The 23,802-nt window shown below is 69.6% G+C and carries 20 protein-coding genes and 1 tRNA gene; 11 read left to right on the top strand and 10 right to left on the bottom strand.

The window, feature by feature from the left end; genetic code table 11:
* The first annotated feature begins 111 nt into the window (after nt 1-111).
* Nucleotides 112-2,046 (top strand): ABC transporter ATP-binding protein, encoded by a 1,935-nt coding sequence (locus ACIPWA_RS18470; protein ID WP_400292068.1) that lies wholly within the window; start codon nt 112-114, stop codon nt 2,044-2,046.
* Between the two features lie 28 nt (nt 2,047-2,074).
* Here the strand turns inward: ACIPWA_RS18470 and ACIPWA_RS18475 are convergent, their stop codons facing one another.
* The 3 genes from ACIPWA_RS18475 to ACIPWA_RS18485 form a co-directional block, all read right to left on the bottom strand.
* Entirely contained in the window at nt 2,075-2,674 is a 600-nt protein-coding gene (locus ACIPWA_RS18475; protein ID WP_400292039.1) for an NUDIX domain-containing protein, read from the bottom strand.
* 119 nt (nt 2,675-2,793) lie between these two features.
* The gene (gene rpsA / locus ACIPWA_RS18480; RefSeq protein WP_056651541.1) at nt 2,794-4,263 is read right to left on the bottom strand and encodes a 30S ribosomal protein S1; all 1,470 of its coding nucleotides are present in this window, start codon (nt 4,261-4,263) and stop codon (nt 2,794-2,796) included.
* A 309-nt stretch (nt 4,264-4,572) separates the two neighbouring features.
* Nucleotides 4,573-5,598, bottom strand: a complete 1,026-nt coding sequence (locus ACIPWA_RS18485) for a 6-phosphofructokinase (RefSeq protein ID WP_030152443.1) — start codon at nt 5,596-5,598, stop codon at nt 4,573-4,575.
* 131 nt (nt 5,599-5,729) lie between these two features.
* On the opposite strand from ACIPWA_RS18485, the gene ACIPWA_RS18490 reads away from it, so the two are divergent.
* On the top strand, nt 5,730-6,539 hold the full coding sequence (locus ACIPWA_RS18490) for a class I SAM-dependent methyltransferase (protein WP_400292042.1): 810 nt from the start codon (nt 5,730-5,732) through the stop codon (nt 6,537-6,539).
* A gap of 141 nt (nt 6,540-6,680) precedes the next feature.
* Nucleotides 6,681-6,896: a helix-turn-helix domain-containing protein gene (locus ACIPWA_RS18495; RefSeq protein ID WP_225220676.1), complete on the top strand. Its 216-nt coding sequence runs from the start codon at nt 6,681-6,683 to the stop codon at nt 6,894-6,896.
* Nucleotides 6,897-6,968: 72 nt separating this feature from the next.
* Here ACIPWA_RS18495 and polA read toward each other — a convergent pair whose 3' ends face one another.
* Nucleotides 6,969-9,602, bottom strand: coding sequence for a DNA polymerase I (gene polA, locus ACIPWA_RS18500; RefSeq protein WP_400292070.1), 2,634 nt, complete (start codon nt 9,600-9,602; stop codon nt 6,969-6,971).
* Nucleotides 9,603-9,669: 67 nt separating this feature from the next.
* On the opposite strand from polA, the gene ACIPWA_RS18505 reads away from it, so the two are divergent.
* The gene (locus ACIPWA_RS18505) at nt 9,670-10,116 is read left to right on the top strand and encodes a hotdog fold thioesterase (RefSeq protein ID WP_056761907.1); all 447 of its coding nucleotides are present in this window, start codon (nt 9,670-9,672) and stop codon (nt 10,114-10,116) included.
* 70 nt (nt 10,117-10,186) lie between these two features.
* On the opposite strand, the gene ACIPWA_RS18510 is transcribed toward ACIPWA_RS18505, so the two are convergent.
* Together ACIPWA_RS18510 and ACIPWA_RS18515 are read right to left on the bottom strand one after the other, a co-directional pair.
* A complete protein-coding gene (locus ACIPWA_RS18510; protein ID WP_056651528.1) occupies nt 10,187-10,840 on the bottom strand; it encodes a GNAT family N-acetyltransferase in 654 nt (217 codons plus the stop codon).
* 212 nt (nt 10,841-11,052) lie between these two features.
* Nucleotides 11,053-11,751 carry an ANTAR domain-containing response regulator gene (locus ACIPWA_RS18515; protein ID WP_139107620.1) on the bottom strand — a complete coding sequence of 233 codons (699 nt, stop codon included), beginning with the start codon at nt 11,749-11,751 and terminating at the stop codon, nt 11,053-11,055.
* 120 nt (nt 11,752-11,871) lie between these two features.
* On the opposite strand from ACIPWA_RS18515, the gene ACIPWA_RS18520 reads away from it, so the two are divergent.
* From ACIPWA_RS18520 to ACIPWA_RS18540, 5 genes are all read left to right on the top strand, one after another.
* A tRNA-Leu gene (locus tag ACIPWA_RS18520) sits at nt 11,872-11,945 on the top strand.
* Nucleotides 11,946-12,280: 335 nt separating this feature from the next.
* Nucleotides 12,281-12,670: a hypothetical protein gene (locus tag ACIPWA_RS18525; RefSeq protein WP_068708887.1), complete on the top strand. Its 390-nt coding sequence runs from the start codon at nt 12,281-12,283 to the stop codon at nt 12,668-12,670.
* Nucleotides 12,671-12,811: 141 nt separating this feature from the next.
* Nucleotides 12,812-13,303: a hypothetical protein gene (locus tag ACIPWA_RS18530; protein WP_400292046.1), complete on the top strand. Its 492-nt coding sequence runs from the start codon at nt 12,812-12,814 to the stop codon at nt 13,301-13,303.
* Between the two features lie 66 nt (nt 13,304-13,369).
* Complete coding sequence (locus ACIPWA_RS18535) at nt 13,370-13,978, top strand: hypothetical protein (protein ID WP_400292049.1); 609 nt, start codon at nt 13,370-13,372, stop codon at nt 13,976-13,978.
* 133 nt (nt 13,979-14,111) lie between these two features.
* Entirely contained in the window at nt 14,112-14,540 is a 429-nt protein-coding gene (locus tag ACIPWA_RS18540; RefSeq protein ID WP_400292052.1) for a hypothetical protein, read from the top strand.
* Here ACIPWA_RS18540 and ACIPWA_RS18545 read toward each other — a convergent pair.
* Nucleotides 14,524-15,144, bottom strand: coding sequence for a hypothetical protein (locus tag ACIPWA_RS18545; RefSeq protein WP_400292055.1), 621 nt, complete (start codon nt 15,142-15,144; stop codon nt 14,524-14,526). The genes ACIPWA_RS18540 and ACIPWA_RS18545 overlap by 17 nt on opposite strands.
* A 201-nt stretch (nt 15,145-15,345) precedes the next feature.
* Between ACIPWA_RS18545 and ACIPWA_RS18550 the strand changes: the two genes are divergently transcribed.
* Nucleotides 15,346-15,633 carry a hypothetical protein gene (locus tag ACIPWA_RS18550; protein WP_056761917.1) on the top strand — a complete coding sequence of 96 codons (288 nt, stop codon included), beginning with the start codon at nt 15,346-15,348 and terminating at the stop codon, nt 15,631-15,633.
* A gap of 236 nt (nt 15,634-15,869) precedes the next feature.
* Nucleotides 15,870-16,550, top strand: a complete 681-nt coding sequence (locus ACIPWA_RS18555) for a PAS and ANTAR domain-containing protein (protein WP_400292057.1) — start codon at nt 15,870-15,872, stop codon at nt 16,548-16,550.
* A 78-nt stretch (nt 16,551-16,628) separates the two neighbouring features.
* Here the strand turns inward: ACIPWA_RS18555 and ACIPWA_RS18560 are convergent, their stop codons facing one another.
* The 3 genes from ACIPWA_RS18560 to ACIPWA_RS18570 form a co-directional block, all read right to left on the bottom strand.
* Complete coding sequence (locus ACIPWA_RS18560; protein ID WP_400292059.1) at nt 16,629-19,619, bottom strand: glycoside hydrolase family 3 C-terminal domain-containing protein; 2,991 nt, start codon at nt 19,617-19,619, stop codon at nt 16,629-16,631.
* 152 nt (nt 19,620-19,771) lie between these two features.
* Complete coding sequence (locus ACIPWA_RS18565) at nt 19,772-20,185, bottom strand: hypothetical protein (RefSeq protein WP_056651503.1); 414 nt, start codon at nt 20,183-20,185, stop codon at nt 19,772-19,774.
* 123 nt (nt 20,186-20,308) lie between these two features.
* Nucleotides 20,309-22,678 (bottom strand): glycoside hydrolase family 3 N-terminal domain-containing protein, encoded by a 2,370-nt coding sequence (locus ACIPWA_RS18570; RefSeq protein ID WP_235534165.1) that lies wholly within the window; start codon nt 22,676-22,678, stop codon nt 20,309-20,311.
* Nucleotides 22,679-23,802: the final 1,124 nt, after the last annotated feature.

The following is a 23,802-nucleotide window of genomic DNA, read 5'->3' on the forward strand; positions in this document are numbered from 1 at the left end:
ACTCATGGTGAGGTAGGCTCACTACCGGCGTCGAGGCTCCTCCTCCGCCGCTCCCTCCGACCCTCTGGAGGCCACGTGTCCTTCCCCTCACCCTTCGGCGGCGGCTCCGGCATGCGCACCTTCCGCCAGGACTCCTCGATCACCAAGCAGCGCCTGCACCGCGGGACCGTCCGGCGGATCCTCGGCTTCGCCCGCCCCTACAAGGCGCAGCTCGCCGTGTTCCTCGTGCTCATTGCGCTCAACGCCGCGGCCGGCGCGGTCACCCCGCTCCTCTTCAAGGCCCTCATCGACGACGGCATCACCGCGGGCAGGGTGGACGTGGTCGTCCGGATCGCTCTCGTCGTCGCGCTCCTCGCCCTCGTCTCAGGAGTCCTGAGCGTCGGCGAGCGCTGGTACTCGGCGCGCGTGGGCGAAGGCCTCATCTTCGACCTGCGGACTGCGGTGTTCGACCACGTCCAGCGCATGCCGCTCGCGTTCTTCAGCCGCACCCGCACCGGAGCCCTGGTCCAGCGCCTCAACGGGGACGTCCTCGGAGCCCAGCAGGCCTTCACCTCGACGCTGTCCAACGTCTTCTCGAACCTGCTGACCGTGGTGTTCGTGCTCGCGGCGATGCTCTCCATGTCGTGGGAGCTCACCCTCATCGCGCTCGCGCTCCTGCCCGTGTTCGTCCTGCCCGCGCGCTGGGTCGGCCGCAGGCTCGCGGGCATCACGCGCGAGAGCTACGCCCTCAACGCCGACGCCGCGCAGATGATGAACGAGCGCTTCAACGTCGCGGGCGCCCACCTCGTGAAGATCTTCGGCCGCCCCGAGCAGGAGTCCGCGACCTACGCCGAGCAGGCCGGACGCGTGCGCGACATCGGCGTGACCTCGGCCATGTACGCGACGGTCTTCCGCGTGGCGCTGACGACCGTCGCCTCGGTCGCCGTCGCGATCGTCTACGGGCTCGGTGGCGTCATGGCCATCCGCGGGACGCTCACCGTCGGCGTGGTCGTAGCACTGACCGCGTACCTCGCACGCCTCTACGGCCCGCTCACCGCGCTGTCCAACGTGCAGGTGGACGTCATGACCGCACTCGTCAGCTTCGAGCGGGTGCTCGAGGTCCTCGACCTCGAGCCGTCCGTCACGGACGCGCCGGACGCGGGCGACCTGTCCGACGACGTCGCGCACCACGGCGCGACGCTCGCCCTCGAGCACGTCACCTTCCGCTACCCGGGCGCCGCGGACGTCTCGCTCGCGTCGCTCGAGGCCGTGGCGACCGAGTCCTCGGACCCGACGACCGACACGCTCACCGACGTCTCGTTCGCCGTGCCCGCGGGCGCCATGGTCGCGATCGTCGGCCCCTCGGGGGCGGGCAAGACCACGATCTCGCAGCTCGTCACGCGCATGTACGACCCGACGGGCGGGTCCGTGCGCATCGCGGGCCGTGACCTGCGCGACGTGACGCAGCGGTCGCTGCAGGACACCGTAGGAGTCGTCTCCCAGGAGGCGCACCTGTTCCACGACACCATCGCCGGCAACCTCCGGTACGCGAAGCCCGCGGCCACGGACGCGGAGCTGTGGACCGCCCTGCGGCAGGCGCACATCGCCGACCTGGTCGACTCTCTCCCGGCCGGCCTCGAGACCGTGGTCGGGGACCGCGGCTACCGCCTCTCGGGTGGCGAGCGCCAGCGCCTGGCCATCGCCCGGCTGTTCCTCAAGGCCCCCTCGCTCGTCGTCCTCGACGAGGCGACGGCGCACCTCGACTCGGAGTCCGAGGCCGCCGTCCAGCTCGCCCTGGACGCGGCGCTGCAGGGACGCACCTCGCTCGTGATCGCGCACAGGCTCTCGACGGTCCGGCAGGCCGACATGATCGTCGTGCTCGACCAGGGACGCGTCGTGAGCACCGGGACCCACGCCGAGCTCCTGGCGCACGGCGGGCTCTACGCGGAGCTGTACCGGACGCAGTTCGCGACGGACGGCGACGGTTCTGCGCGCGTCGGGGCGGCCGGGACCGTCCGTCCCGACGGTCTCTCGACCTCAGCGCACGAGGAGAACGTGGTCGCCTGACGCACCCTCGGGCGGACCGCCCGAGGACTCACGCGAACCGGCCGAGCCACAGTCCTGCCAGTGCGAGGGCCGCGATGGTCTCGCCGTCGCGGATCGTCCCGTCGGCGACCATCCCGAGGACCTGACCAAAGGGCAGGGCCTCGACGCGGGAGATCCCCTCCTCGGCCTGGTCGGCCGAGGAGGCGCTCCCCTGTCGCCCGAGCACGGCCCCGTCGGAGCTGCTGGACTCCGGCCCGGGCGGGAAGCCCGTCAGCCCTCGAGCCACGAACACGTGCTCGGGGGCCTTCGCCACCCCGTTGAGGGCGTCCATGCCTCCGACGCGCACCCACTCGTCGGCCCGGAGCCCGGTCTCCTCGAGGAGCTCGCGCCGGGCCGCGACCAAGGGGTCCTCGCCGTCGGTCGCTCCGGCCGGGACCTCGGTCGAGACGGCTCCGGTCGCGTACCGGTGCTGGGTCACGAGCACGACCTCGTCGGCGTCGGTGAGGGCCACGACGAAGACCGACGGCCACCGCATCTCGACCACCCCGTAGATCCCGGGCGCCCCGTCCGGCCGGACGACCTGGTCCTCCCGAACCCTGATCCACGGGTTCTCGTACGCGGTCCTGGTGCTCTGGGTGGTCCACGGCATCGTCACACCCTAGGCGACCTGGCGTGCGGCGCTCGGCGACCCCAGACACGACAGGACCCGCCACCCGAAGGTGGCGGGTCCTGTCAGAAGATCACCCTGGCCGCGAGGCCAGGAGGAGATCAGTTACCCGTGAGCTTCTCGCGCAGAGCGGCGAGCGCCTCGTCCGAGGCCAGCGTGCCGGCAGCCTCGTCCTGGACCGGGGTCGAGGAGTAGGTCGCTGCAGAACTGGTGGACTCGCCCGAGGTGACGGCCTCGTCGTCGGCCTTGAGCGCCTCGGCGACCTGCTTGCGGTGAGCCTCCCAGCGCTCGTGGGCCTTCGCGTACTGCGACTCCCACGTCTCGCGCTGAGCCTCGAAGCCCTCGAGCCACTCGTTGGTCTCGGGGTCGAAGCCCTCGGGGTACTTGTAGTTCCCCTGCTCGTCGTACTCGGCAGCCATGCCGTACAGCGCGGGGTCGAAGTCGTCCGACTCCGGGTCCACGCCCTCGTTGGCCTGCTTGAGCGACAGCGAGATGCGACGACGCTCGAGGTCGATGTCGATGACCTTGACGAAGACCTCGTCACCGACGTTGACGACCTGCTCGGGCAGCTCGACGTGGCGGACAGCCAGCTCGGAGATGTGCACGAGGCCCTCGATGCCGTCCTCGACGCGGACGAACGCACCGAACGGAACGAGCTTCGTGACCTTGCCCGGCACGACCTGACCGATGGCGTGCGTGCGAGCGAAGGTCTGCCACGGGTCCTCCTGCGTCGCCTTCAGCGACAGGGAGACGCGCTCGCGGTCGAAGTCGACGTCCAAGACCTCGACCGTGACCTCCTGGCCCACCTCGACGACCTCGGAGGGGTGGTCGATGTGCTTCCAGGACAGCTCGGAGACGTGCACCAGACCGTCGACGCCGCCGAGGTCCACGAACGCACCGAAGTTGACGATCGAGGACACGACACCGGGGCGGACCTGGCCCTTCTGCAGCGTCTGCAGGAAGGTCGAGCGAACCTCGGACTGCGTCTGCTCGAGCCACGCACGACGCGACAGGACGACGTTGTTGCGGTTCTTGTCGAGCTCGATGATCTTCGCCTCGATCTCCTTGCCGACGTACGGCTGGAGGTCGCGGACGCGACGCATCTCCACCAGCGACGCGGGCAGGAAGCCGCGCAGGCCGATGTCGAGGATGAGGCCGCCCTTGACGACCTCGATGACGGTGCCGGTGACGACGCCGTCCTCTTCCTTGATCTTCTCGATCGTGCCCCAGGCACGCTCGTACTGAGCGCGCTTCTTGGAGAGGATCAGGCGACCTTCCTTGTCCTCCTTCTGGAGGACGAGGGCCTCGACTGCGTCACCGACCTTGACGACGTCCCCGGGGTCCACGTCGTGCTTGATGGACAGCTCGCGGGAGGGGATGACGCCCTCGGTCTTGTAGCCGATGTCGAGGAGAACCTCGTCGCGGTCGACCTTGACGATCGTGCCTTCGACAATGTCACCGTCATTGAAGTACTTGATGGTGGCGTCGATGGCGGCAAGGAAGTCCTCTTCGGTGCCGATGTCGTTGATGGCAACCTGAGGTGCGGACTTCGCGGGGGTGGAGATGGTCATTGAGTTCGATGCTCCGATGCGGACAGGAAGTAGTTCGGATAGGGATGCTGCTGTGGTGGTCACCACCGGTGACCTCCGCTCCGAGCACGGAACGGTCCCACCACGACGGACACGGATCGGCGTCACGTCTCAGGCAGAAGGTAGGGCGGTAGGCGCACTGCACCGTCAGACATCTTATCGACGGAATGGCGCAGGGGTCAAAGGGAGATTCTCGCGTTCACCCCCGAGCGCGGGAACGCGCCCGCCCGACGACGCACGACGGCCGCCCGTGGTCCCACGGACGGCCGTCGTGCAGTGCGCGTGCGCCGGTCAGGACAGCGCGTGCGCGACCCGCAGCAGCTCCGCCGGGACGTGCTTGACCTTGCCGGCGATCTCGTCGAGCGGCACCAGGACGACGCTCTCCCCGCGCAGCGCGGTCATGACCTTCGACTCGCCGCGCGAGATGGCGTCGACCGCGGCCACACCGAAGCGGCTGCCGAGGATGCGGTCCGTCGGCGTCGGCTCCCCGCCGCGCTGGACGTGCCCGAGGACCGTCAGGCGCGTGTCGAACCCCGTGCGCCTGGCGATCTCCGCCGAGACGCGCTCGCCGATCGACCCCGCGATGATCTCGCCGTACTTGCCGAGCTCCTGCGTGAAGTTCATGCTGCTGCCCTCGCGCGGCACGGCCCCCTCGGCGACGACCACGATCGAGAAGTTGGCGTGCGCACGGTGGCGGTGACGCAGGAACTTCTCGATGGCGTCCATGTCGAACGGGTCCTCGGGCGCGAGCACGACCTCGGCGCCACCGGCGATGCCCGCGTTCACCGCGATCCAGCCCGCGTGCCGGCCCATGACCTCGACGACCATGACACGGTTGTGGCTCTCCGCGGTCGTGTGCACACGGTCGATCGCCTCGGTCGCGATGTTGACGGCCGTGTGGAACCCGATCGACAGGTCGGTGCCCTCCACGTCGTTGTCGATCGTCTTGGGGATCGCGACGATGTTCACACCCGCGTCGGCGACCTTGCTCGCCGCGTGCAGCGTGCCGTCGCCCCCGATGCAGATCATGGCGTCGAGGCGCTCGGCCTCGACCGTGGCCAGGACCGCGTCGATCCCGCCGTCGGAGGCGTGCGGGTGAAAACGCGCCGTACCCAGGAGGGTCCCGCCGACCGGGAGCACGTTGCGGATGTCCTGGCGCCCGAGCGGGATGATGTCGCCGTCGACGACACCCTTCCACCCGTTCCGGAACCCGATGATCGTGTGTCCGTACTCGCCCATCCCCTGCTTGACGACGGCCCTGATGGCCGCGTTCAAACCGGGGCAGTCCCCGCCACCTGTGAGCAGACCGATGCGCAACTCGAACCTCGTCTCGTGATGAGTGATCGTCGGAAGGCGGACCAGCGCCATCGCTCGACCGACCAGCCCCTACCCTATCGACCACCTGGGCGGATGCTGACGCAGGCCCCTCGTCGCGAGACGATAGATGCATGACGGATGAGACGATCGGATCGGTCGGGTACCGGGACGTCCCGGCGGAGCAGGGCGGCGCCGCGGGTCGCACCTGGTGGGACGCCAACGCCGAGGAGTACCTCGACGAGCACGGGGACTTCCTGGGGGCGGTCGACTTCTGCTGGTGCCCCGAGGGGCTCCGCGAGGCCGACGCCCACCTCCTGGGAGACCTGGACGGGCGGCGCGTGCTCGAGGTCGGCGCGGGCGCCGCGCAGTGCTCGCGCTGGCTCGCCGCGCGCGGCGTCGCGGTCGTCGCGACCGACGTGTCGGGCGGCATGCTGGGCAGAGGGGCCGCGCTCAACGCCTCGACCGGGGTCCCGGTCCCGCTGGTCCAGGCGGACGCCCGGCGTCTCCCGTTCGCCGACGCGAGCTTCGACGTCGCCTTCACCTCGTTCGGCGCCATCCCCTTCGTGCCCGACGCCGGAGCGATCCACCGCGAGGTCGCTCGCGTCCTGCGCCCCGGGGGTTCGTGGGTCTTCTCGGTGACCCATCCGCTGCGCTGGGCCTTCCCCGACGACCCGAGCACGCACGGGCTGACGGCGAACCGCTCGTACTTCGACCGTCGCCCCTACGTCGAGACCGACACCGCCGGGCGGGTCGCCTACGCCGAGTACCACCGCACGTTCGGCGACCACGTCCGCGAGGTCGTCGCCGCCGGACTCCTGATCGAGGACGTCGTGGAGCCCGAGTGGCCGGCCGACAACCAGGAGGTCTGGGGCGGCTGGGGGCCGGTGCGGGGCGCGTACCTGCCCGGTACCGCGATCTTCCGGACCCGCAGCGCAGGCTGACCCACAGGCGGCTGTCGCAGCGAGGGGCGTCAACCAGGATTGACGACTCGTCGGACGTCAACCTATGTTGACAAGGTGGCGGCTGCTCGCCACCTGGACCGGGGAGACCCGCCACCGGAGGAACCGATGAAGGAGCCCGACATGACGATGCTCGTCCGCGCGGCCGACGACGACGACCCGCTGCGTGCGCTCGCTGCGCTCCGCGACCTCCGGGACGAGGCCGACCGGCGCGAGGCGCTCGTCGTCCGCCGCGCACGGTCCCGCGGGATCCCCTGGGCGGCGATCGCGACGATCCTCGGGGTCAGCCGCCAGGCCGTCCACAAGAAGTACGGCGGCTCGCGCTTCACGCGGTCCTGAGCCTCCGACGGCGCAGGGCCGCCCGCTGACAGCGGACGGCCCTGCGCTCTCCCGCCGACGGCGGACCGGGTGTCAGTGGCCGGCGTCGTGCCAGGTGCGCCCTGCGCCCACCGAGACGTCGAGCGGCACCGAGAGCTCGGCTGCGGCGCCCATCTCGCGGCGCAGGAGCTCCTCGACGGTGTCCCGCTCCCCCGGTGCGACCTCGACCACGAGCTCGTCGTGGACCTGGAGCAGCAGGCGCGAACGGAGGTCCTGCTCGTCGATCGCGCGCTGGACGCCCAGCATCGCGACCTTGATGATGTCGGCGGCGCTGCCCTGGATGGGGGCGTTGAGCGCCATGCGCTCGGCCATGTCGCGGCGCTGACGGTTGTCGCTCGTGAGGTCCGGCAGATAGCGGCGACGCCCCAGGATGGTCGCGGTGTAGCCCGTGACCCGGGCCTCGTCGACGACGCCCGTGAGGTAGTCGCGCACGCCGCCGAAGCGCTTGAAGTAGTCCTCCATGAGGCCCGCGGCCTCACCCACCGAGATGTTGAGCTGCTGCGAGAGGCCGAACGAGGACAGACCGTAGGCGAGGCCGTAGGACATGGCCTTGATCTTGGAGCGCATGGCGGGGGTGACCTGGTCCGTCGGGACGTCGAACACGCGCGAGCCCACGTAGCTGTGCAGGTCCTCGCCGGAGCGGAACGCCTCGATGAGGCCCTCGTCGCCCGACAGGTGCGCCATGATCCGCATCTCGATCTGGCTGTAGTCCGCGGTCAGCAGGGTCTCGTAGCCCTCGCCCACCACGAACGCCCGGCGGATCCGCCGGCCGGCCTCGGTGCGGATGGGGATGTTCTGCAGGTTCGGGTCGGTCGAGCTGAGCCGCCCGGTCGCCGCGATGGTCTGCTGGAACGTCGTGTGGATGCGCCCGTCGGGGGCGACCGACTTGAGCAGCCCCTCGACCGTCTGGCGCAGGCGCGTGGCGTCGCGGTGCGCGAGCAGGTGCTCGAGGAACGGGTGCCCCGTCTTGGCGAACAGGTCCGCGAGGGCTGCCGCGTCCGTGGTGTAGCCGGTCTTGATCTTCTTGGTCTTGGGCATGCCCAGCTGGTCGAACAGGACCTCCTGGAGCTGCTTGGGCGAGCCCAGGTTCACCTCACGCCCGATCACGTCGTACGCCTCGGTCGCGGCGGTCGCGACGAGCTCGCTGAAGTGCTTCTCGAGCTCGGTCAGGTACTCGACGTCCGCGGCGATGCCGCGCGACTCCATGCGGGCGAGCACGTCGACGAGGGGCAGCTCGAGGTCCTTGAGCAGGTGGTCCGCGCCGCGGTCCCGCAGCTCGCCCACGAGCACCTCCGAGAGGTCGAGGACTCCTGCTGCGCGCACCGCGTCCCGCTTGTCCTCGCCCGAGCCGTCGAGCGAGAGGTCGAGCGCTCCCTGGGGCTCGTCGTCGACCGCCTCGACCCGCAGCTCGCGCTTGAGGTGACGGATCGCGAGGTCGCCCAGGTCGTAGCCCCGCTGGTCCGGGTGGCACAGGTACGCCGCGAGCTCGGTGTCGAAGACCACGCCCTGCAGGTCGAACCCGCGTGCCGCGAGCTCGTGCCACGTGGCCTTGGCCCCGTGGACCACCTTGGGTGCGTCGGTGTCCGCGAGCCACGCGGACAGGGCCTGCTCGTCGACGACCGCGACGTCGGCGAGGTCCACCGCGACCGCTGCGGCGCCGTCGTCCGCGACCGCGAGCGACCACGCGTCCCCGCCCACCGGGGCGGCCTTGCCCGCGACCACGAGGCCCACGGGGCGCTCCTTGCGGGACGTGAGCCAGCCACCGAGCTCGCCCTGCGCGAGCACGGCGAGCGAGACGTCGAAGCCCTCCTCGACGTCCTCCTCGCCCTCCGGGGCGAGCGCGAACAGGCGCTCGCGCAGGGCCGTGAACTCCAGGGCGTCGAACACGCGGTGCATGGACTCGCGGTCCCAGGGCTGGACCAGCAGGTCGTCGGGGCCCAGCGGGAGCTCCATGTCCGTCAGCAGCGCGTTGAGCTGACGGTTGAGCCGCACCTGGTCGAGGTTGGCCCGCAGGTTCTCCCCCGCCTTGCCCGTGATCTTGTCGGCCGACTCGAGCACGCCGTCCAGGCCGTCGTACGCGTTGATCCACTTGGCGGCCGTCTTGGGGCCCACGCCCGGGATGCCCGGCAGGTTGTCGCTCGTCTCACCGACGAGGGCCGCGAGGTCCGGGTAGCGCTCGGGGGGGACGCCGTACTTCTCGAGGACCGCGTCCGGGGTCATGCGCGCCAGGGTCGAGACGCCGACCTTGGGGTAGAGCACGGTCACGTTCTCGTCGACGAGCTGGAACGAGTCCCGGTCGCCCGAGCAGACCAGGACCTCCATTCCCGCAGCCGCCGCCTGCGTCGCGAGGGTCGCGAAGATGTCGTCCGCCTCGTAGTTCTCCTTCTGCAGGACCGGGATGTTGAGCGTCGCGAGGATGTCCTTGATGAGCGGGACCTGCCCCTTGAAGGGCTCGGGGCTCGCGTCGCGCGTGCCCTTGTAGGTCGGCAGGACCTCGGTGCGGAACGAGGCGCGCCCGGCGTCGAACGCGACTGCGACGTGCGTCGGCTTCTCGTCGCGCAGCAGGTTCGTCAGCATCGAGACGAACCCGTAGACGGCGTTCGTCGACTGCCCCGTGGTCGTCGAGAACTTCTCGACCGGCAGGGCGAAATAGGCCCGGTAGGCCATCGAGTGTCCGTCGATCAGCAGGAGGCGAGGTCGCGAGGTGGTGGTCACGAGTGCAAACCTATCCGCTATGACTGACACGCACGGAGCCGAGAGCCCGACCACCTTCCCCGACGACGCGGCACTCGCGGCGCTGCGGGCCAGCACCGCGGGGACACTCATCGAACGCATGGGCATCACGCTCGTCGAGGTCGCGCCCGACCGCGTCACCGGCAGCATGCCGGTCGCGGGAAACACCCAGCCGGCGGGGCTCCTGCACGGCGGCGCCTCGGTGGTCCTCGCCGAGACCCTCGGGTCGATCGCGGCGCAGATCCACGCGGGCGAGGGGCGCGCGGCCGTGGGCATCGAGATCAACGCCACGCACCACCGGGGGGTGCGTTCAGGGTCGGTGCACGGCGTCGCGACGGCTCTGCACCTGGGGCGGACGACCGCGAGCTACGAGATCGTCGTGGTCGACGACGAGGCCCGGCGCGTCTGCACGGCCCGGCTCACGTGCATGGTGCTCGACGGCCGCTGACCACTGCAACGAGAGAGGCCCGGCGCGAAGGTCGTCCTTCGCGCCGGGCCTCTCGTGGTCTCCGGCTGGGTCAGCGGGCCGCGGTCTCGCTCACGAGCGGGGCCGTCGACTCGCGGAGGTCCTCCTGGAAGGCACGCAGGTCGACGGGGCCGGTCTGCCCCTCGGTCCGGGCCTTGCGGCGGCGGGCGATGAGGTCCTCGAGACCACGGGTCCCGCGACGCGAGGTGCCCGAGTCCGCCGCGAGGCGGCGCTGGAGCACCGACGTGGAGACCACACGGTGACCGGCGGCCGGCGCGAACCCGAGCCGGGCGAGGAAGCGCTGGACGCCGCGCGAGCCCGGGATGGGCACGGAGAAGACGTCGACCGCGCCGGTCTGGGCCGCGAGCTCGGCCGTCGCGGTGAGCAGCGCGTGCCCGACCCCACGACGGCGCGCGTCCTGCGAGACGTAGAGGGCCTCGATGTAGAGGCTCGGCTCGTCGTTGAAGATGTGCGGCTCGAGGGCGCGGGCGAGGAGGAACCCGACAGGGACGTCGTCCTGGAAGGCCACGAGGATCGATCCGCCCGGGACCGCGAGGAGGACGCTCAGCTGGCGGACGAGCTTGGACTCGTCCGAGAGGCAGACCTGGGGCCCCGCAGCGGACTCACGACGCGCCTCGGCACACAGCACGGCGACGCCAGGAAGGTCGTCGCCGACCGCAGGCCTGACCACAACTGCTGCACGCACGTGGAACCTCCTCATAGGATCCTCCGACCTCGGAGCACCCCGGTGGCAGACGAGCTACCTGCCACCGACGAGCGCCCCCGGTCATCGATCGACTGATGCTTCGTGAGTGCCCGGTTCGTCGAACTGGACACCTGTCCATGACGATAGCCTTGTTGAGCGTCCCGAACAAAGGGGCAGTTCACAGGCCGATCCCGGGCGATGAGCATGCCGGATCAGGCGCCGCCGACCTGCTCGATCACGGCGTCCGCGACCTCACGCATGGTGAGGCGACGGTCCATCGAGGTCTTCTGGATCCACCGGAACGACTCGGGCTCCGACAGCCCCATCTTGGTCATGAGCAGGCCCTTCGCGCGGTCGACGCGCTTGCGGGTCTCGAAGCGCTCGGCCAGGTCCGCGACCTCGGACTCGAGGGCGCTGATCTGCGAGTAGCGGGAGATCGCGATCTCCACGGCGGGCAGCAGGTCCGAGGGGCTGAACGGCTTGACGACGTACGCCATGGCTCCTGCGTCGCGTGCGCGCTCGACGAGCTCCGTCTGGGAGAAGGCGGTCAGCAGGACGACGGGCGCGACGTGCGCCTTGCCGATCCGCTCGGCGGCCGAGATACCGTCCAGCTCGGGCATCTTGACGTCCATGACGACGACGTCCGGCTTGAGCTCGAGGGCCAGCTTGACCGCGGTCTCACCGTCGCCCGCCTCCCCGACGACGTCGAAACCTGCCTCGCGGAGCGTCTCGACGACGTCCATGCGGATCAGGGCCTCGTCCTCGGCGACGACCGCTCGACGAGCAGGACGGGCGCCCGACGGCGCGGGCGCGGCCTCGGCCACGGCGCTCGGTTCGGGCTGGATCAGGGGGGGCAGGTCGAGCGGTGCCGTGGCATCGGGCTGCGCGTTGTCGTCACTCACGTCCCTCATCGTAGTGGGAGAACACCCCGGGCGCCCCGCTGGACGGGTGTGATTCTCGTTTCGTCCCGGTTCTGTGGTTCGATGGTCCACGCACCGCAGCGGGCCCCTTGAGGTCCCCTGACGGTCGATGCCCCGGTAGCCCAACCGGCAGAGGCGTTCGGCTCAAACCCGATCCAGTGTGGGTTCGAATCCCACCCGGGGCACCTCTACGTCAGGCCCGTGACCTGCGGAAGCACTCCATCTCGCCCCTCTCAGAGCGGCCAGATGTGACGACCGTTTCACGTAGGCATCCAGAAGCACCTCGAAACGGCCAGGTGCTGTACGACACATCCCAGAGGCGCCTGGACATCAGCGGCTCTGCGCGCCTGAGGCGACCGCGGCACGGCCCCGTCGCGCCGGGCCGGCGTGGTTCGTCGAGCGACCGGATGGGTACCAGTGCCCATCGCCCGTTGGTGCTGCCGGGTGCGAAGATCCTCGAAGCCCACCGTCACGATCGACCGTCGCGTCCAGCTCGAAGCGCGACGACGAAGGAGCCGTCTTGAGAACTCGACGAATCGCCGCAGCGGTCTTCACGGCCTGCGCACTGCTGCTCGCGACGGCAAGCGGTGCCTCCGCGGGCACGTCGGGCACTGTCTACAGTGCGGGCAGCTACGCGAAGGCGACCTTCGCCCCCAACGACCCGGGGTATCACAGCGCATACGTCAAGGTCATCGACAACCGCAAGGACGGCGCCAGCGCCGTCGCGCAGGTGACGTTCGACGGGACCACCAAGACCTACAGGGCGAGCGACGGTGTGGGCTCGAGCGTCACCTGGTTCCCCGGTGGCATCTCACGGGGCGAGTCGGTCTCCGTGCGCGCGTGCCGACAGGACGTCTCGGCCGGCGGCCCGATCAAGGACTGCGGTGCATGGAGGACGTTCATCGGCTAGGCCACGCACGACAAGGCGGGGTGTCGCGCGGCGTGCGCAGCGCCCCGCCTTGTCGGGGGTCGAGCCGTGGGTGGTGCACGGCGCCTGCCTGGTGACGGTGACGAGCCCTGCTAGTTCCTACGAATCACGTGCAGGAGAACCATGGCTCTGCCCCCCGACCCGCGCGCGACCGTGGGTCTCGCACCATCCCTCGCGAGCTCGACTCGTCGCCGACGGCGATGGCTGGTCCCACTCGCGGTATCGCTCGTGCTGGTTCTCGTCGCCGTCGCCGCGGTCGTCGTGCACGTCGCGACACGCCCAGATCGTGAGCGCCGCGCGAACATCCGTGCGGTGACGACGGCGTTCGACGGCTGCGACCTGGGCCTCGTGGGCGCGAGCATCGACCGTGACGACGGGTTCGTCGACTTCGGGGAGGTGGGGGCGGTCGTGGGCCCCTCCTGGGGGGACGTGGCGTGTCTTGCCGACGAGCTCGAGATGCCGCGGGAGTACCTCACGGAGCTACAGGCCCCCGGGGACGGTCTCGACCAGGAGGAGTACCGGTGGGACGCGTACATGGCGCTGCGCATGCGGACCGGCAGCGAAACCCACGTCTCCGTCTATCACGACTGGTGGGCGAAGCCCTACGAGCGCTGAGCACACAGCCTGGAGCCGACTTTCCCCGGCCGCAGCCATCCGCGACACGACTGGAGCCCACCTCGCATGAAGATCACCCGACGACGCGCCCTGACATCCGTCGTCGCCCTCACCATCGCGCTCTCGGGGTGCAGCTCGGGCCCGCCGAGCCCCGGAGAGCCGCAGAGCGCTGCGGAGACGATTCCGCACGATGCGGAGACCGGACAGACTCTCGACGAGGCTCGAGCGTCCATCGAAGCGATCTCGGGTATCGCTGTCACCGAGTTCACCGGTGGTGGTAGACCCAACGTCAAGGGGAACACCGGCTACACGGTCGCCCTCACCATCGAGCCCGGCTACGTCGTGGACTACGGCGACCTGCTGGTCGACTTCGTCGTCTGGTCGGTCTGGTCGGTCGGCGAGGGGCACATGCCGAACACGCAGATCGAGATCAGGACCAGCACCGGCGACGGCGATCCGTACTTCGACCTGTCCGCGAGCGGCGCCGGTGCTGGGTGGACGGACGGGCCGGTCCGGGAGAGCGCCCAGCACAACACCCTCGTCGTCCCCCTGTCCGAGGACAGCCCCGAGGGCGCCCTCAATCTCAAGAGGCTTGCCCGCGAGGGTGACTGGCCGGGCGCGGTCCCGGACGCGCTTCCGGACGACGTCACCAGGACCGCCAGCCACGACGGATGATGACCCCAGGTTTGCTGCCCGAGCGAAGGCCACGGAGCACCGAGGCCGCTGAAGGCGGTTCGTCTGAGCACCCGCCGGGAACACACCAGGGGGCCCGCTACGGGCCGGCCCAGGTCGAGATCAGGAGAGAACCATGACGAAACCACCCGTCCACCCCGTTCCGGCGGACCCGTCGACGGGGCCCGTTCCCCTCGGCTACCCCTACACCGGTGCCCCGTACCCGAGCTACCCGCCGCGGCCAGCGATCCCGCCTGCGGCGTTCACGCGTGGGTACCGGCGAACGGCGCTGGCGCTGGTCTGGATACCGGTCGCGCTGATGGTCGCGGCGGGGGTGCTGAGCGTTGCCCTGCTCGCGTACGCCGACAGCGATCCCACGAGCAACTCCGGCGCAGGCTACCTCGCGCTCTTCGTGTGGGGCGTGATGCTCGTCGGTGGCCCGGTCCTGCTCGGCGCGTTCGTCCCGGGGTGCATCATGCTCTCCCGCTCCGGACAGGCTCGTGACGTCAGGAGAGCCGCGGGCTGCCAGCCGCCCCCGGTCACGTCGGTCAGACCAGGATCGTGACCACCATGACGAACACCGCGACGAGGACGAGGAGCACGCCGAGCACGACCAGCAGGCTGAGGGCCACGGGGTGGGCCTGGCGCCAGGGAACGAGGCGGGGATCGAGCCTGCGCAGCTGTGCGGGAGTGACCGGCTGGTGGATCGGCGTGAGCGGGACGCCGCGGTGCGCGAGGTCGAGCGCCAGGGCTGAGAGCTGCTCGCGGTCCCACATCTGCCCGACGAGCAGGAGCAGGCGCTTTCGCGGCCCGACCACGACGAGATGATGGGTAGGTGCGGTGCCCATGAACCCCATCTGGTCGATGGTGACCACACGTTCCACGTCGGCGACCGTGAACCTCTTCGGCTGCCCCCAACCCTGCATGGTGACGGAGCCGTCGCCGAACGTGACCCGTGACCGGTCAGCCATACGGCGCGCGAGAAAGTACACCAGCGGGACCATGGCGAGCACGAGGCACAGATAGCCGAGGGCCAGCCAGACGTTGCGCGTCGTGATCATGGTCGTGAGCGCGTTCAGCCCGAGAAGCGGGACCAGTATCGCGGTCAGGGTCAGGTTGGAGCGCACCACCTGGCGCTTCGCGGCGTCGTGCAGGGTCAGCTCGGTCATGAGACACATCGTCCCATCATCAGCACGGTCACCTACCGCGCTGGGGAGGGTGCCCGCCGTCGTTCTGCTGCACGGCTCGACCGCCGCTGCTGGGCACGTCGAGTGGTACCCCTGCCGATCGACACAGCGTCCCGGTACCGCGTCGACCGACGCATGGCTGGTGTAGGTTCCCCACGTCGGTTCGACGATCAGGGGGAACACATGTCTGAGGCGGTGCGTCATCCACGACGCGAGATCCCGTGGGGGCCGATCGCGATCGTGGCCGCCGGTCTCGCGTTCGTCGCCGTCGGGGTGTTCCTCTCCTTCGGCTCCGACGGCGGGTTCATGTACGACTCCGTCTGGTACTACGCCGACCAGGACGGCGAAGACCTGGCATGGACCACCGAAGCGATCAGGGCCAACCGCGCGATCCTCACCTATGCAAGCACCTTCACGATCTTCGGCCTCGCCCTGGTCGCCCTGGGGTTCCTCCTGCCCCGCGCCGAGTAGCGTTCCTCGTCCCAGCGGACCAGGCCACCCCGAGACGATCGCGGACCCGACGATCGCTTCGACGGAGGCGCCGACGACGAGACCCACGGCGCGTACTGCACCTGCGGTACGGCGACGCGCAAGTTCACGACCTCCGGTCGAGGTGCCCGATCGCCGGACGCGGGATCCTCGACGAGTGAGGGCACGAGGTGGTGCCGAGCACCGAGATGAGCCCGCACCCGAAGGAGCACCGCATCATGACCATCGCCCCCTCCCGGCACGAGCCGGTCACGGCGTCACGCTCCGGCGACGCCGTCGCCACTCCCCCGGTCGGCCAGTTCCGCTACGACCTGGCGTCCGGGTGCTGGTGGTGGTCGCGCCAGACGTACGCCCTGCACGGCTTCGAGCCCGACGACGTCACCCCCACCACCGAGCTGTTCCTGGCCCACCGTCATCCCGACGAGCGTCCCGACGTCGAGGAGGCACTTCGATGCGCCGGTGAGGACGGCGAACCCTTCACGAGCGTGCACCGCATCGTGACCGCCCGTGGACGTGAGCGGACGGTGTGCCTCGTAGGGCAGGGACGCAGGGATCGCACGACCCATCGGGTCGTCGAGGTGATGGGCTACCTGACCGACCTGACCGCCCCCCTCGCTCACCGGGCAGGAGCGCTGGCCCAGGACCAGATCCGGGCGGTCGTCGAGCACCGTGCCACGATCGAGCAGGCGAAAGGCATCGTGGCCCTCACGTGCGACGTCAGCGCGGACGACGCCTTCAGCGTCCTGCGCGCAGCGTCGAACGACCACAACGTGGCCCTGCGCAGGCTCGCGGGCTGGGTCGTCGCGCTGGCCGAGCAGCTGCCGCCGACCGAGGACTGCCGCCGCTCGGTCAGCGAGCTCCTCGAGCACCCGCACGCGCCGCACCCCGGGCGAGGGTGACCGGGAGCAGGAAGACCTTCGCCCCCTCCTGAGCAGCTGGAGGGGGTCGGCTGCTCAGAAGGGGGCGAAGGTCGGCTGTCAGACGTCAGCGCCGACGGGGGTCCGCTCTGACGTGGAGACGGACAAGTCCGCCTTCCGGTGCCGCAGGACGCGGCGGGTCACCATGAACCCACCGGCCAGGACGAGCAGACCGATCAGCACCGTCGCGCCGATCTGGATGTAGACCCAGGTCGGAGGCGTGTAGCTGACGGTCGCGCCGGGCGCGAGCCCGTTCATGGCGTTGGAGTTCGCGACCGTGAACAGGATGTTGTGGGTCGCTTCCCGGATGTCGCTGACCGCCTTCGCCGACGTGGTGTCGACGAAGGACTTCGACGGCTGGAACGTCAGGGTGAGGTCGGTGCCCGCACTGATGCCCTGGTTCGGGCTCATGTACGGGTACAGGTTGAAGTCCGAGATCGCGAAGCCCTCGAAGCCCCACTCGCTGCGCAGCACGTCCGTCATGAGCGCCTCCGAGCCGCCGGCCCAGGTGGCGCCGATGCGGTTGAACGAGCTCATGATGCCGCCTGCACCGATCGTCGTCTCCGAGATCGTGCCGTCCGCGTCGGACACGTACTGCACGTCCATGGAGATGTTCTTCACGGCCATCTCGAACGGCTTGAGGTAGATCTCGCGGATCGTCTGCTCGGTCGCCCAGGTGGCGATGCCGTTGTTGACGCGGTTGGTCTCCTGCTCGTTGAGCGCGAAGTGCTTGAGCGTGGTGTACATGCCCTTGCTCGCTGCCCCGTTGGCCACCGAGGTCGCCATCGCGCCGGAGAGGAACGGGTCCTCCGAGTAGTACTCGAAGTTACGACCACCGAACGGTGAGCGGTGCAGGTTGATCGCCGGGGCGTACCAGCCGTTGATGTCCTTGAACATCGCCTCGTTGCCGAGCATCTCGCCCATCGCCGCACCGAGCTCGACGTCCCACGTCTGCGCGATGAGGAACTCCGACGGGTAGGCGACACCGTTGATCGAAGAGTTGATGAACGAGGAGAACCCGGCCGGACCGTCGGGCTCGACGGTCTGCGGCTTGGCGATCGAGCCGATCGCGGCCGTCTGGTAGGCGCCGTTGAGCAGCATGCTCGTCATGTCGCCGACGGCGATCGAGTCGAGCAGCTCGTCCCACTTCGGGTCGTCCTTCGCGAGGCCACGCATGTCGACGAGCGTCAGGTCGGTCTCGGCGCTGGTCGCGGGCATCTCCCCCTCGAACGCGGCGGCCGCAGCCTCGTCGTCCCAGGGCTCGAAGCCCTCCTGGACTGCCTCGTCGGCGACGAGCATGTCCGCGGTCGGGGCCTTCGGGAACGTCCCCGCGAAGTCCGCGCGGGACATCATGAGGATCTTGCCGTCGGTCGGCTCGGCGCTGAACTGCTCCGAGACGTCGTCGAACTGGTTGGTCACCTCGGCGAGGTCCGTCGAGCGGTGGTTGTCACCGGAGTACACGACGTCGGAGTCGACCGTGTACGTGATCGGCTCCGTGCCCGGAGCGACCGTGTGCGAGTCTGTGCGCAGCGTGATGGCGTAGTCGCCCGCCTCGAGGACGTACGCGGCGTTGTCGAGGTGGTCGTAGGAGGCCATCTCCTCGACCGCGAGGTCGATCGTGACGGTCTCGCTCGCGCCGGGCTCGAGCAGACCGGTCTTGGTGAAGCCGCCGAGCACAACCTCCGACTTCTCGATGCCGCCGGCCGTGTAGGGCGCGCTGTAGTAGAGCTCGACGACGTCCTTGCCCGCGGTCGTGCCGGTGTTCGTGACCTCGACCGTCACGGAGATCTTCCCGTCGACCTCGCCGGCCTCGGTGCTGACGACCTTCCAGGCGAAGTCGGAGTAGCTCAGGCCGTACCCGAAGGGGTAGACGACGGCCTCGTCGTAGTCGATGAAGCCCTCGGCCGCGGCGGTCTCGTAGTAGCGGTAGCCGAAGTAGATGCCCTCGGCGTAGTTCACGAACGGGGCGTCGGACGTGAGCGTGGCGTTGGAGGTGGCCTTCTCGATCGCGGGGACCGGGAAGGACGCCTCGATGTTGTCGTAGACGAACTCACCGAAGTTGGCGAACGTCGGGTCGGCCGTGAAGTCGGCCGCCCAGAGGTCCGCGGTACGGCCGGACGGGTTCACGTCGCCCGCCAGGATGCGGCCCAGGGCGCTGAGGCCCGTGGCGCCCGGCGACCCGGCCAGCAGGATCGAGTCGATCTCAGGGTCGTCCTGGAGGGCGCCCATCTCGATGGTCGTGGAGGAGTTGACCACGACGACCACGTTCTCGAAGCTCGACTTCGCGAGCTCGATCATGTCCTTCTCGTCCTGGTTCAGCTCGAGCTGGTGCTGACCGGGCTCGGCGTTGTCGTCCCAGCCGGTCATGTCCTGCGTGAGGTCGCCGCCCTCACCACCGGGCCGGCCGACGAACACGACGGCGGCGTCGGAGTAGTCGGCGAACGACGCGGACTGCGCCTCGTACTCGCCCACCGGAAGCTCACCGATGTAATAGGTGGAGATGTCGGGGCGGTCCATCTCGATGTACCCCCGAGGGTTCTCCGCAGCGAACGCCTCGATCGTGGTGAAGACCTGGTCGTTCACCTCGAAGCCGGCGTTCTCCAGCCCGGCACGGGCGGTGACGGCCGAGTTCGTGTCGACCGAGCCGGAGCCCGAGCCCCCGAACACCGGGTCCGCGGCAGCGCGACCCAGCATCGTCACGCGCGAGCTCGTCGCCAGGGGAAGCGTGCCCGCCTCGTTCTTGGCCAGGACGATGCCACCTGCGGCGATCTCCTCGACGAGGGACTTGGCCGCCTCGTCGACCTCCTCGATGCTGCCGAAGTCGGACGTGTAGTACTCGGTGTCCCAGCCTGCAGACTCGGGCGCGTTCGTGAACTCGTACGTACCGGAGCCGAACTGGGACGCGACCCAGCCGCCCGCGACGTTGAGGCCCACGTTCGCGACGACTGTCACGACGGTCACCGTGGCGAGCACGGGGGCCCAGATCCACAGGTACTTCTTGTTCGACATCGGCTTCTTCTGCCGGTCGGCGTTGTTCGCCTTGGCGTTCACTGCATTCCTCCTCGAGTGCGGGCAGCGATCAGGTCATGGGGATCGCCGGCTTGCGCCGCGGACGTGACGCACTGCCAGCGTCTCGTCGTGATTGGTCGACGGCCCGGTCCGCGGACGTCGTCTGGCCAGGGACCGGGCGGTGCTCCGTAGAGCTACTCCGACACCTCGGAGATCTTTCCGTCCTGGTCGATCTGCCACGTCTGGCCGGTGGCGGCCGAGTCACCCTCGATCGTGAACTTGCCGTCCTTGATGTCGACCGTGCCCTGCACGCGCGACGCTGCGTCCGAGGCCGTGAAGGGCACCACGAGGAGGCCGTACTTGACGGTCGGGGCCTTGACGTCGCTGGCAAGCATGATCTGGGCCCAGGAGTCGTCCTCGGCCAGGGCGTCCGTCACGGCCGTCTTGGCGTTCTCGAGGTCGTCCTTGATGTCGACATCGGCTGCCTGCTCCGCGGAGGCGTTCGCGCCGGAGTCGCTGTCGCCGCTGCCGCAGGCGGTGAGCCCGAAGAGCCCGGTCAGGCCCAGCACGACGCCGAGGCCGGTGGTCAGCACCTTGTTCTGCTTCACTTCTGCTCCTTGATGAGATCCGGCCACGAGCACACCCCGCGGCCCGGGCGTCGGCGCGTCCATGGACACGCCGACGCCCGGGTGACCGCCAGCTCGCGCCGACGGCCACCCGGTGCGTGGCCGTCAGTCGGTGATCGGCCCCGAGTAGTTCAGGCCGAAGCCGTAGTCGTACGCGTTGCCCGCGGCGTCCGTGTAGGGCGTCATGTCCTTGGCCACGTCCTCGAGCTGTGCCTCGACCGTGTCCATGTCCTTCGGGAACTGCATCGGCAGGCGGCCCTGCGGCTCGTAGAGACCGAGGGCGACCTCGATGAGCGCCTTGTCGCTCGTGCCGAAGCCCACGACGATCGCGTCGGACCGGCTCTCGAACTCGGCCGGGACGACCGGGTTGATGGCCTTGAGCACGGTGACCACCGGGATGTCCTGGCCGCTGGCCTCGATCGCAGCGACGGCACGGTCGAACGCGTCGAGGTCGGACTCGTTCGCGATACGCGACGTCTTGCCGAAGTACGAACGGTTCTCCCGGCTCCCGTCGGCAAGGATGTCACCTGAGATGGACGTCTGGCGAACGTTCGCGCCGTCGGCGGTGTAGGGGCGGTACTGCAGGGACAGGGGGTACCACTCACCGGTCGTGGCGTCGCGGCCGGCCTTGGTGAAGTTGCTGCCGCTGTCCGGGCTGTCCATCCCGACCAGGACGAGGTCGACCTCGGACAGGTCGGGAGCGGTGTAGCTCGTGACCTTGCCGTCGGCGTCGGTCACGGCCTCGTCCGTCACGACCTCTGCGAAGAACTCCTTCGCGACCTCGACGTCGATCCCCTCGCCCTCGACGTACTCACCAGGACCGAACGCTCCGTCGAAGCCCGTGTTGTAGTTGCGCGGGATGTAGACGGTCTTGTCCTTCCACGCCGCGGCGTCGGAGGCCGAGATCGTCTCGCCGTCGTTCTTCAGCATGACGACCGAGTCGAGCTGCGCCGAGTAGCCGGCCTCGATCTTGTCGTCGGAGGCGAGGACCTTCTTGGACTCGTCGAGGTCCAGGTAGGCGTTCTCGTACAGGCCCGGGTTGAAGAACATCGTGAGGATGCGCGCACCGGACTCGCGGAACCGGGAGTCGGCGTCGATCTCGTTGACGCCCGCCTCGAAGTCCGCCTGCCACAACGCGTGCGCTGCGAGCACGGGTTCGATCGCATTGTTGCCGCCGAACATGTCGTGCCCGGTCTTGAGGATCTCGTAGTGTCGCTGGTCCACCGTCAGGTCGCCCGCGCCCCAGGCGGTGCCGAGCTTCGCGTCGGGGTCGGTCACGGACGTCGTGACGCTCCAGTCGGTGACGACGACACCCTGGTAGTTGTTGTCCTTGCGGAGCAGGTTCATGCGCGCGTCGTCGTAGGCCGTGCCGACACGCTCGCCGAACAGCGGCTCACCGTTGCCGTCGAGAGCGATCGAGTACGCGGTCATGACCGCGGCCGAGTCGAGCGAACCGAGGAACGCCTTGGTGTGGGCGTCGAAGTTGTCGCCCGGGTACACGCCGTACTTGCCGACGTCGGTGTGCGACTCGCGGCCGCCCTCGCCCGGACCGTCACCGGCCCAGTGCTTGATCATCGAGTTGACCGACTCCGGCCCCCAGCCGTCCTGGCCCGTCGTGCCCTGGTAGCCCGTGACGTAGGACGCCGCGAGCTCGGTGTTCTGGTCGACGTCCTCGCCGAACGTGCCGCCGACGCGCAGCCAGCGCGGCTCGGTCGCCAGGTCGATCTGCGGGCTCAGGGCCGTCGTGATGCCCAGTGCGCGGTACTCCGCGGACGACATCTCGGCGAACGCGTCCATGTGCTGGGTGTCGAACGTCGCGGCGAGACCCAGGTTGGAGGGCCAGCGCGAGATGTCCGCGCCCTCGGCGTTGTAGCCGCCGCTGCCTGCCGTCGAACGGGGGTCGGAGGCGAAGTTCACGGGGATGTACGGCTCGTCGGCGGTGGCCAGCGACTCGGTGTACGCCTGCATCGCGTTCGCCCACGTGACCGTGGCCTGGACGTCGCTCGGGCCGGCGTGCAGCACGTTGCGCAGGCGGGAGTCCTTCAGGTACTCCTTCTGGGCGTCGGTGAGCCCGTCCGCCTGGGAACGCTCGTGCGAGCTGAACAGCATGAGACCGGCGATCTGCTCGACCGTGAGCTCCTCGCTCAGGGCCGCCGCGCGGTCCTGAGCGGTCTCGCGCCAGTCCTCCCAGGTGTCGAGGGAGCCGTTGGCGTTCATGTCCTTGAACGCCAGCTTCTTGCCGTCGACCTCCTCGGTCAGGAGCTCGATACCGCTGTCCGCGCCGTAGGAGAGGACCGGTCCGTCACCGGGGTTCGTGACGACCACAAACTCGGTCTTGCCGTCCGTGACCTCACGTGTGGTGAAGGCGCTCGAGTCGTTCGTCTCGTTCTCGTCGGGGGTGCCGCTGGTGCATCCCGCAACCGCGATCAGGGCGATCGCCGAGAGCGCCGCCGCTCCCTTTGCCCCTCTGGTCATCTTCTGGCCTCGTCGTGCCGCCGTAGTCTTCATCGACATCCCATTTCGTCGCGCTTGCGGGTGTACACGTGTGTGTCTCCTTCGACTCTTCAAGTGCTGCCGCGCTCTAGATGCCCCCTCGTGGCAACATCGATCGCGTGGACCTGGGCGACGTCCCCGTCGTTCCTGGTCCGTGCGAAGCTGCGGTTCCTCTGGCACACCTCGTGTCCCATCACCGGAGCCCAGCGCACCCATCACAGCGCGCCCGGCAGCACGCTCCGGCCCGTTCTGCACAACCTGTCGATTTCAGCGCACAAACTGTCGACGGCTCCGAGATCGAGCACGGCGAAGAGGCGCACTGTCAGTGGCGGAGGGCTTGTCCCGAGTCATCAGCACCGGCCGTTCCACGGCGCGACGCTGTCGGAGGCCGAGCAGGCCTGTCGCGGAGCGAGGTGCGCCGACCGCCAGTCGGCGCTGCAGAGCGAACGCCCGCGCTGCGCGACGGCGACCGCGGAAGCAACGGACTTCGAGGGAGCCGTGACAACGGTCTCGCGCGCGATCGGGCTGGCCTCGCCGGGCCCTGGCAGATGCGCGGGGGCCACCGAACATCAGCCCCTGGGTGCGTGCTCGGATCCCGGCCCGGAGCACTGGAGGTCCTGTCCAGCGAGTGAGGGGCTGGGTGCCGCGGGTGCCGGGGTCTCCTCGCCCGAGGGGAGGTTCGTGTGTGCGCGTAGCCACCACGATGGTGGTGGCTACGCGCACGACACGACCTGGGGATCCGGCTGTGTTCGCCGGGCAGAGGGCTTGGCGCGGGCCGGGGTCATGGGCCGTCAATGAGCTCGTGGGCAGGGCCGCGGGCAGGGGCAGGGGTGGGCCGGGGGGCTCGTGCGGCGACGGTGCCGACCAGGGTCCGGCCTCCACGCGGGCTGGTGCCGGCCCGGAGGCTCGCTTTGGCCGGCGATGGAGCCCGGGTCGTGGCAGGGGCGGACCAGGAGCCCAGGGTCTCCTCCTCCGAGAGGAGGGCGGTGTTTTGGGGTTGGCCCCCCCAATGTGGTGGGTTAACCCAAAAAACCCCCGGGGGTATGCAGGTGTGGGGCGGGCAGGGGCAGGCCGGGGGGCGGGGGAGGGGGCGGGCGGGGGGCGGG

Origin of the sequence: Oerskovia enterophila (assembly GCF_044748475.1) — a bacterium.
GTDB lineage: Bacteria > Actinomycetota > Actinomycetes > Actinomycetales > Cellulomonadaceae > Oerskovia > Oerskovia enterophila.

Coding starts and splice junctions, on each gene's coding strand:
- rpsA (WP_056651541.1), bottom strand. CDS start 4,263: ATGACCATCTCCACCCCCGCGAAGTCCGCACCTCAGGTTGCCATCAAC.
- ACIPWA_RS18515 (WP_139107620.1), bottom strand. CDS start 11,751: ATGAGGGACGTGAGTGACGACAACGCGCAGCCCGATGCCACGGCACCG.
- ACIPWA_RS18475 (WP_400292039.1), bottom strand. CDS start 2,674: ATGCCGTGGACCACCCAGAGCACCAGGACCGCGTACGAGAACCCGTGG.
- polA (WP_400292070.1), bottom strand. CDS start 9,602: ATGGCCTACCGGGCCTATTTCGCCCTGCCGGTCGAGAAGTTCTCGACG.
- ACIPWA_RS18550 (WP_056761917.1), top strand. CDS start 15,346: ATGTCTGAGGCGGTGCGTCATCCACGACGCGAGATCCCGTGGGGGCCG.
- ACIPWA_RS18490 (WP_400292042.1), top strand. CDS start 5,730: ATGACGGATGAGACGATCGGATCGGTCGGGTACCGGGACGTCCCGGCG.
- ACIPWA_RS18545 (WP_400292055.1), bottom strand. CDS start 15,144: ATGACCGAGCTGACCCTGCACGACGCCGCGAAGCGCCAGGTGGTGCGC.
- ACIPWA_RS18530 (WP_400292046.1), top strand. CDS start 12,812: ATGGCTCTGCCCCCCGACCCGCGCGCGACCGTGGGTCTCGCACCATCC.
- ACIPWA_RS18555 (WP_400292057.1), top strand. CDS start 15,870: ATGACCATCGCCCCCTCCCGGCACGAGCCGGTCACGGCGTCACGCTCC.
- ACIPWA_RS18505 (WP_056761907.1), top strand. CDS start 9,670: ATGACTGACACGCACGGAGCCGAGAGCCCGACCACCTTCCCCGACGAC.
- ACIPWA_RS18470 (WP_400292068.1), top strand. CDS start 112: ATGCGCACCTTCCGCCAGGACTCCTCGATCACCAAGCAGCGCCTGCAC.
- ACIPWA_RS18495 (WP_225220676.1), top strand. CDS start 6,681: ATGACGATGCTCGTCCGCGCGGCCGACGACGACGACCCGCTGCGTGCG.
- ACIPWA_RS18570 (WP_235534165.1), bottom strand. CDS start 22,678: ATGACCAGAGGGGCAAAGGGAGCGGCGGCGCTCTCGGCGATCGCCCTG.
- ACIPWA_RS18535 (WP_400292049.1), top strand. CDS start 13,370: ATGAAGATCACCCGACGACGCGCCCTGACATCCGTCGTCGCCCTCACC.
- ACIPWA_RS18540 (WP_400292052.1), top strand. CDS start 14,112: ATGACGAAACCACCCGTCCACCCCGTTCCGGCGGACCCGTCGACGGGG.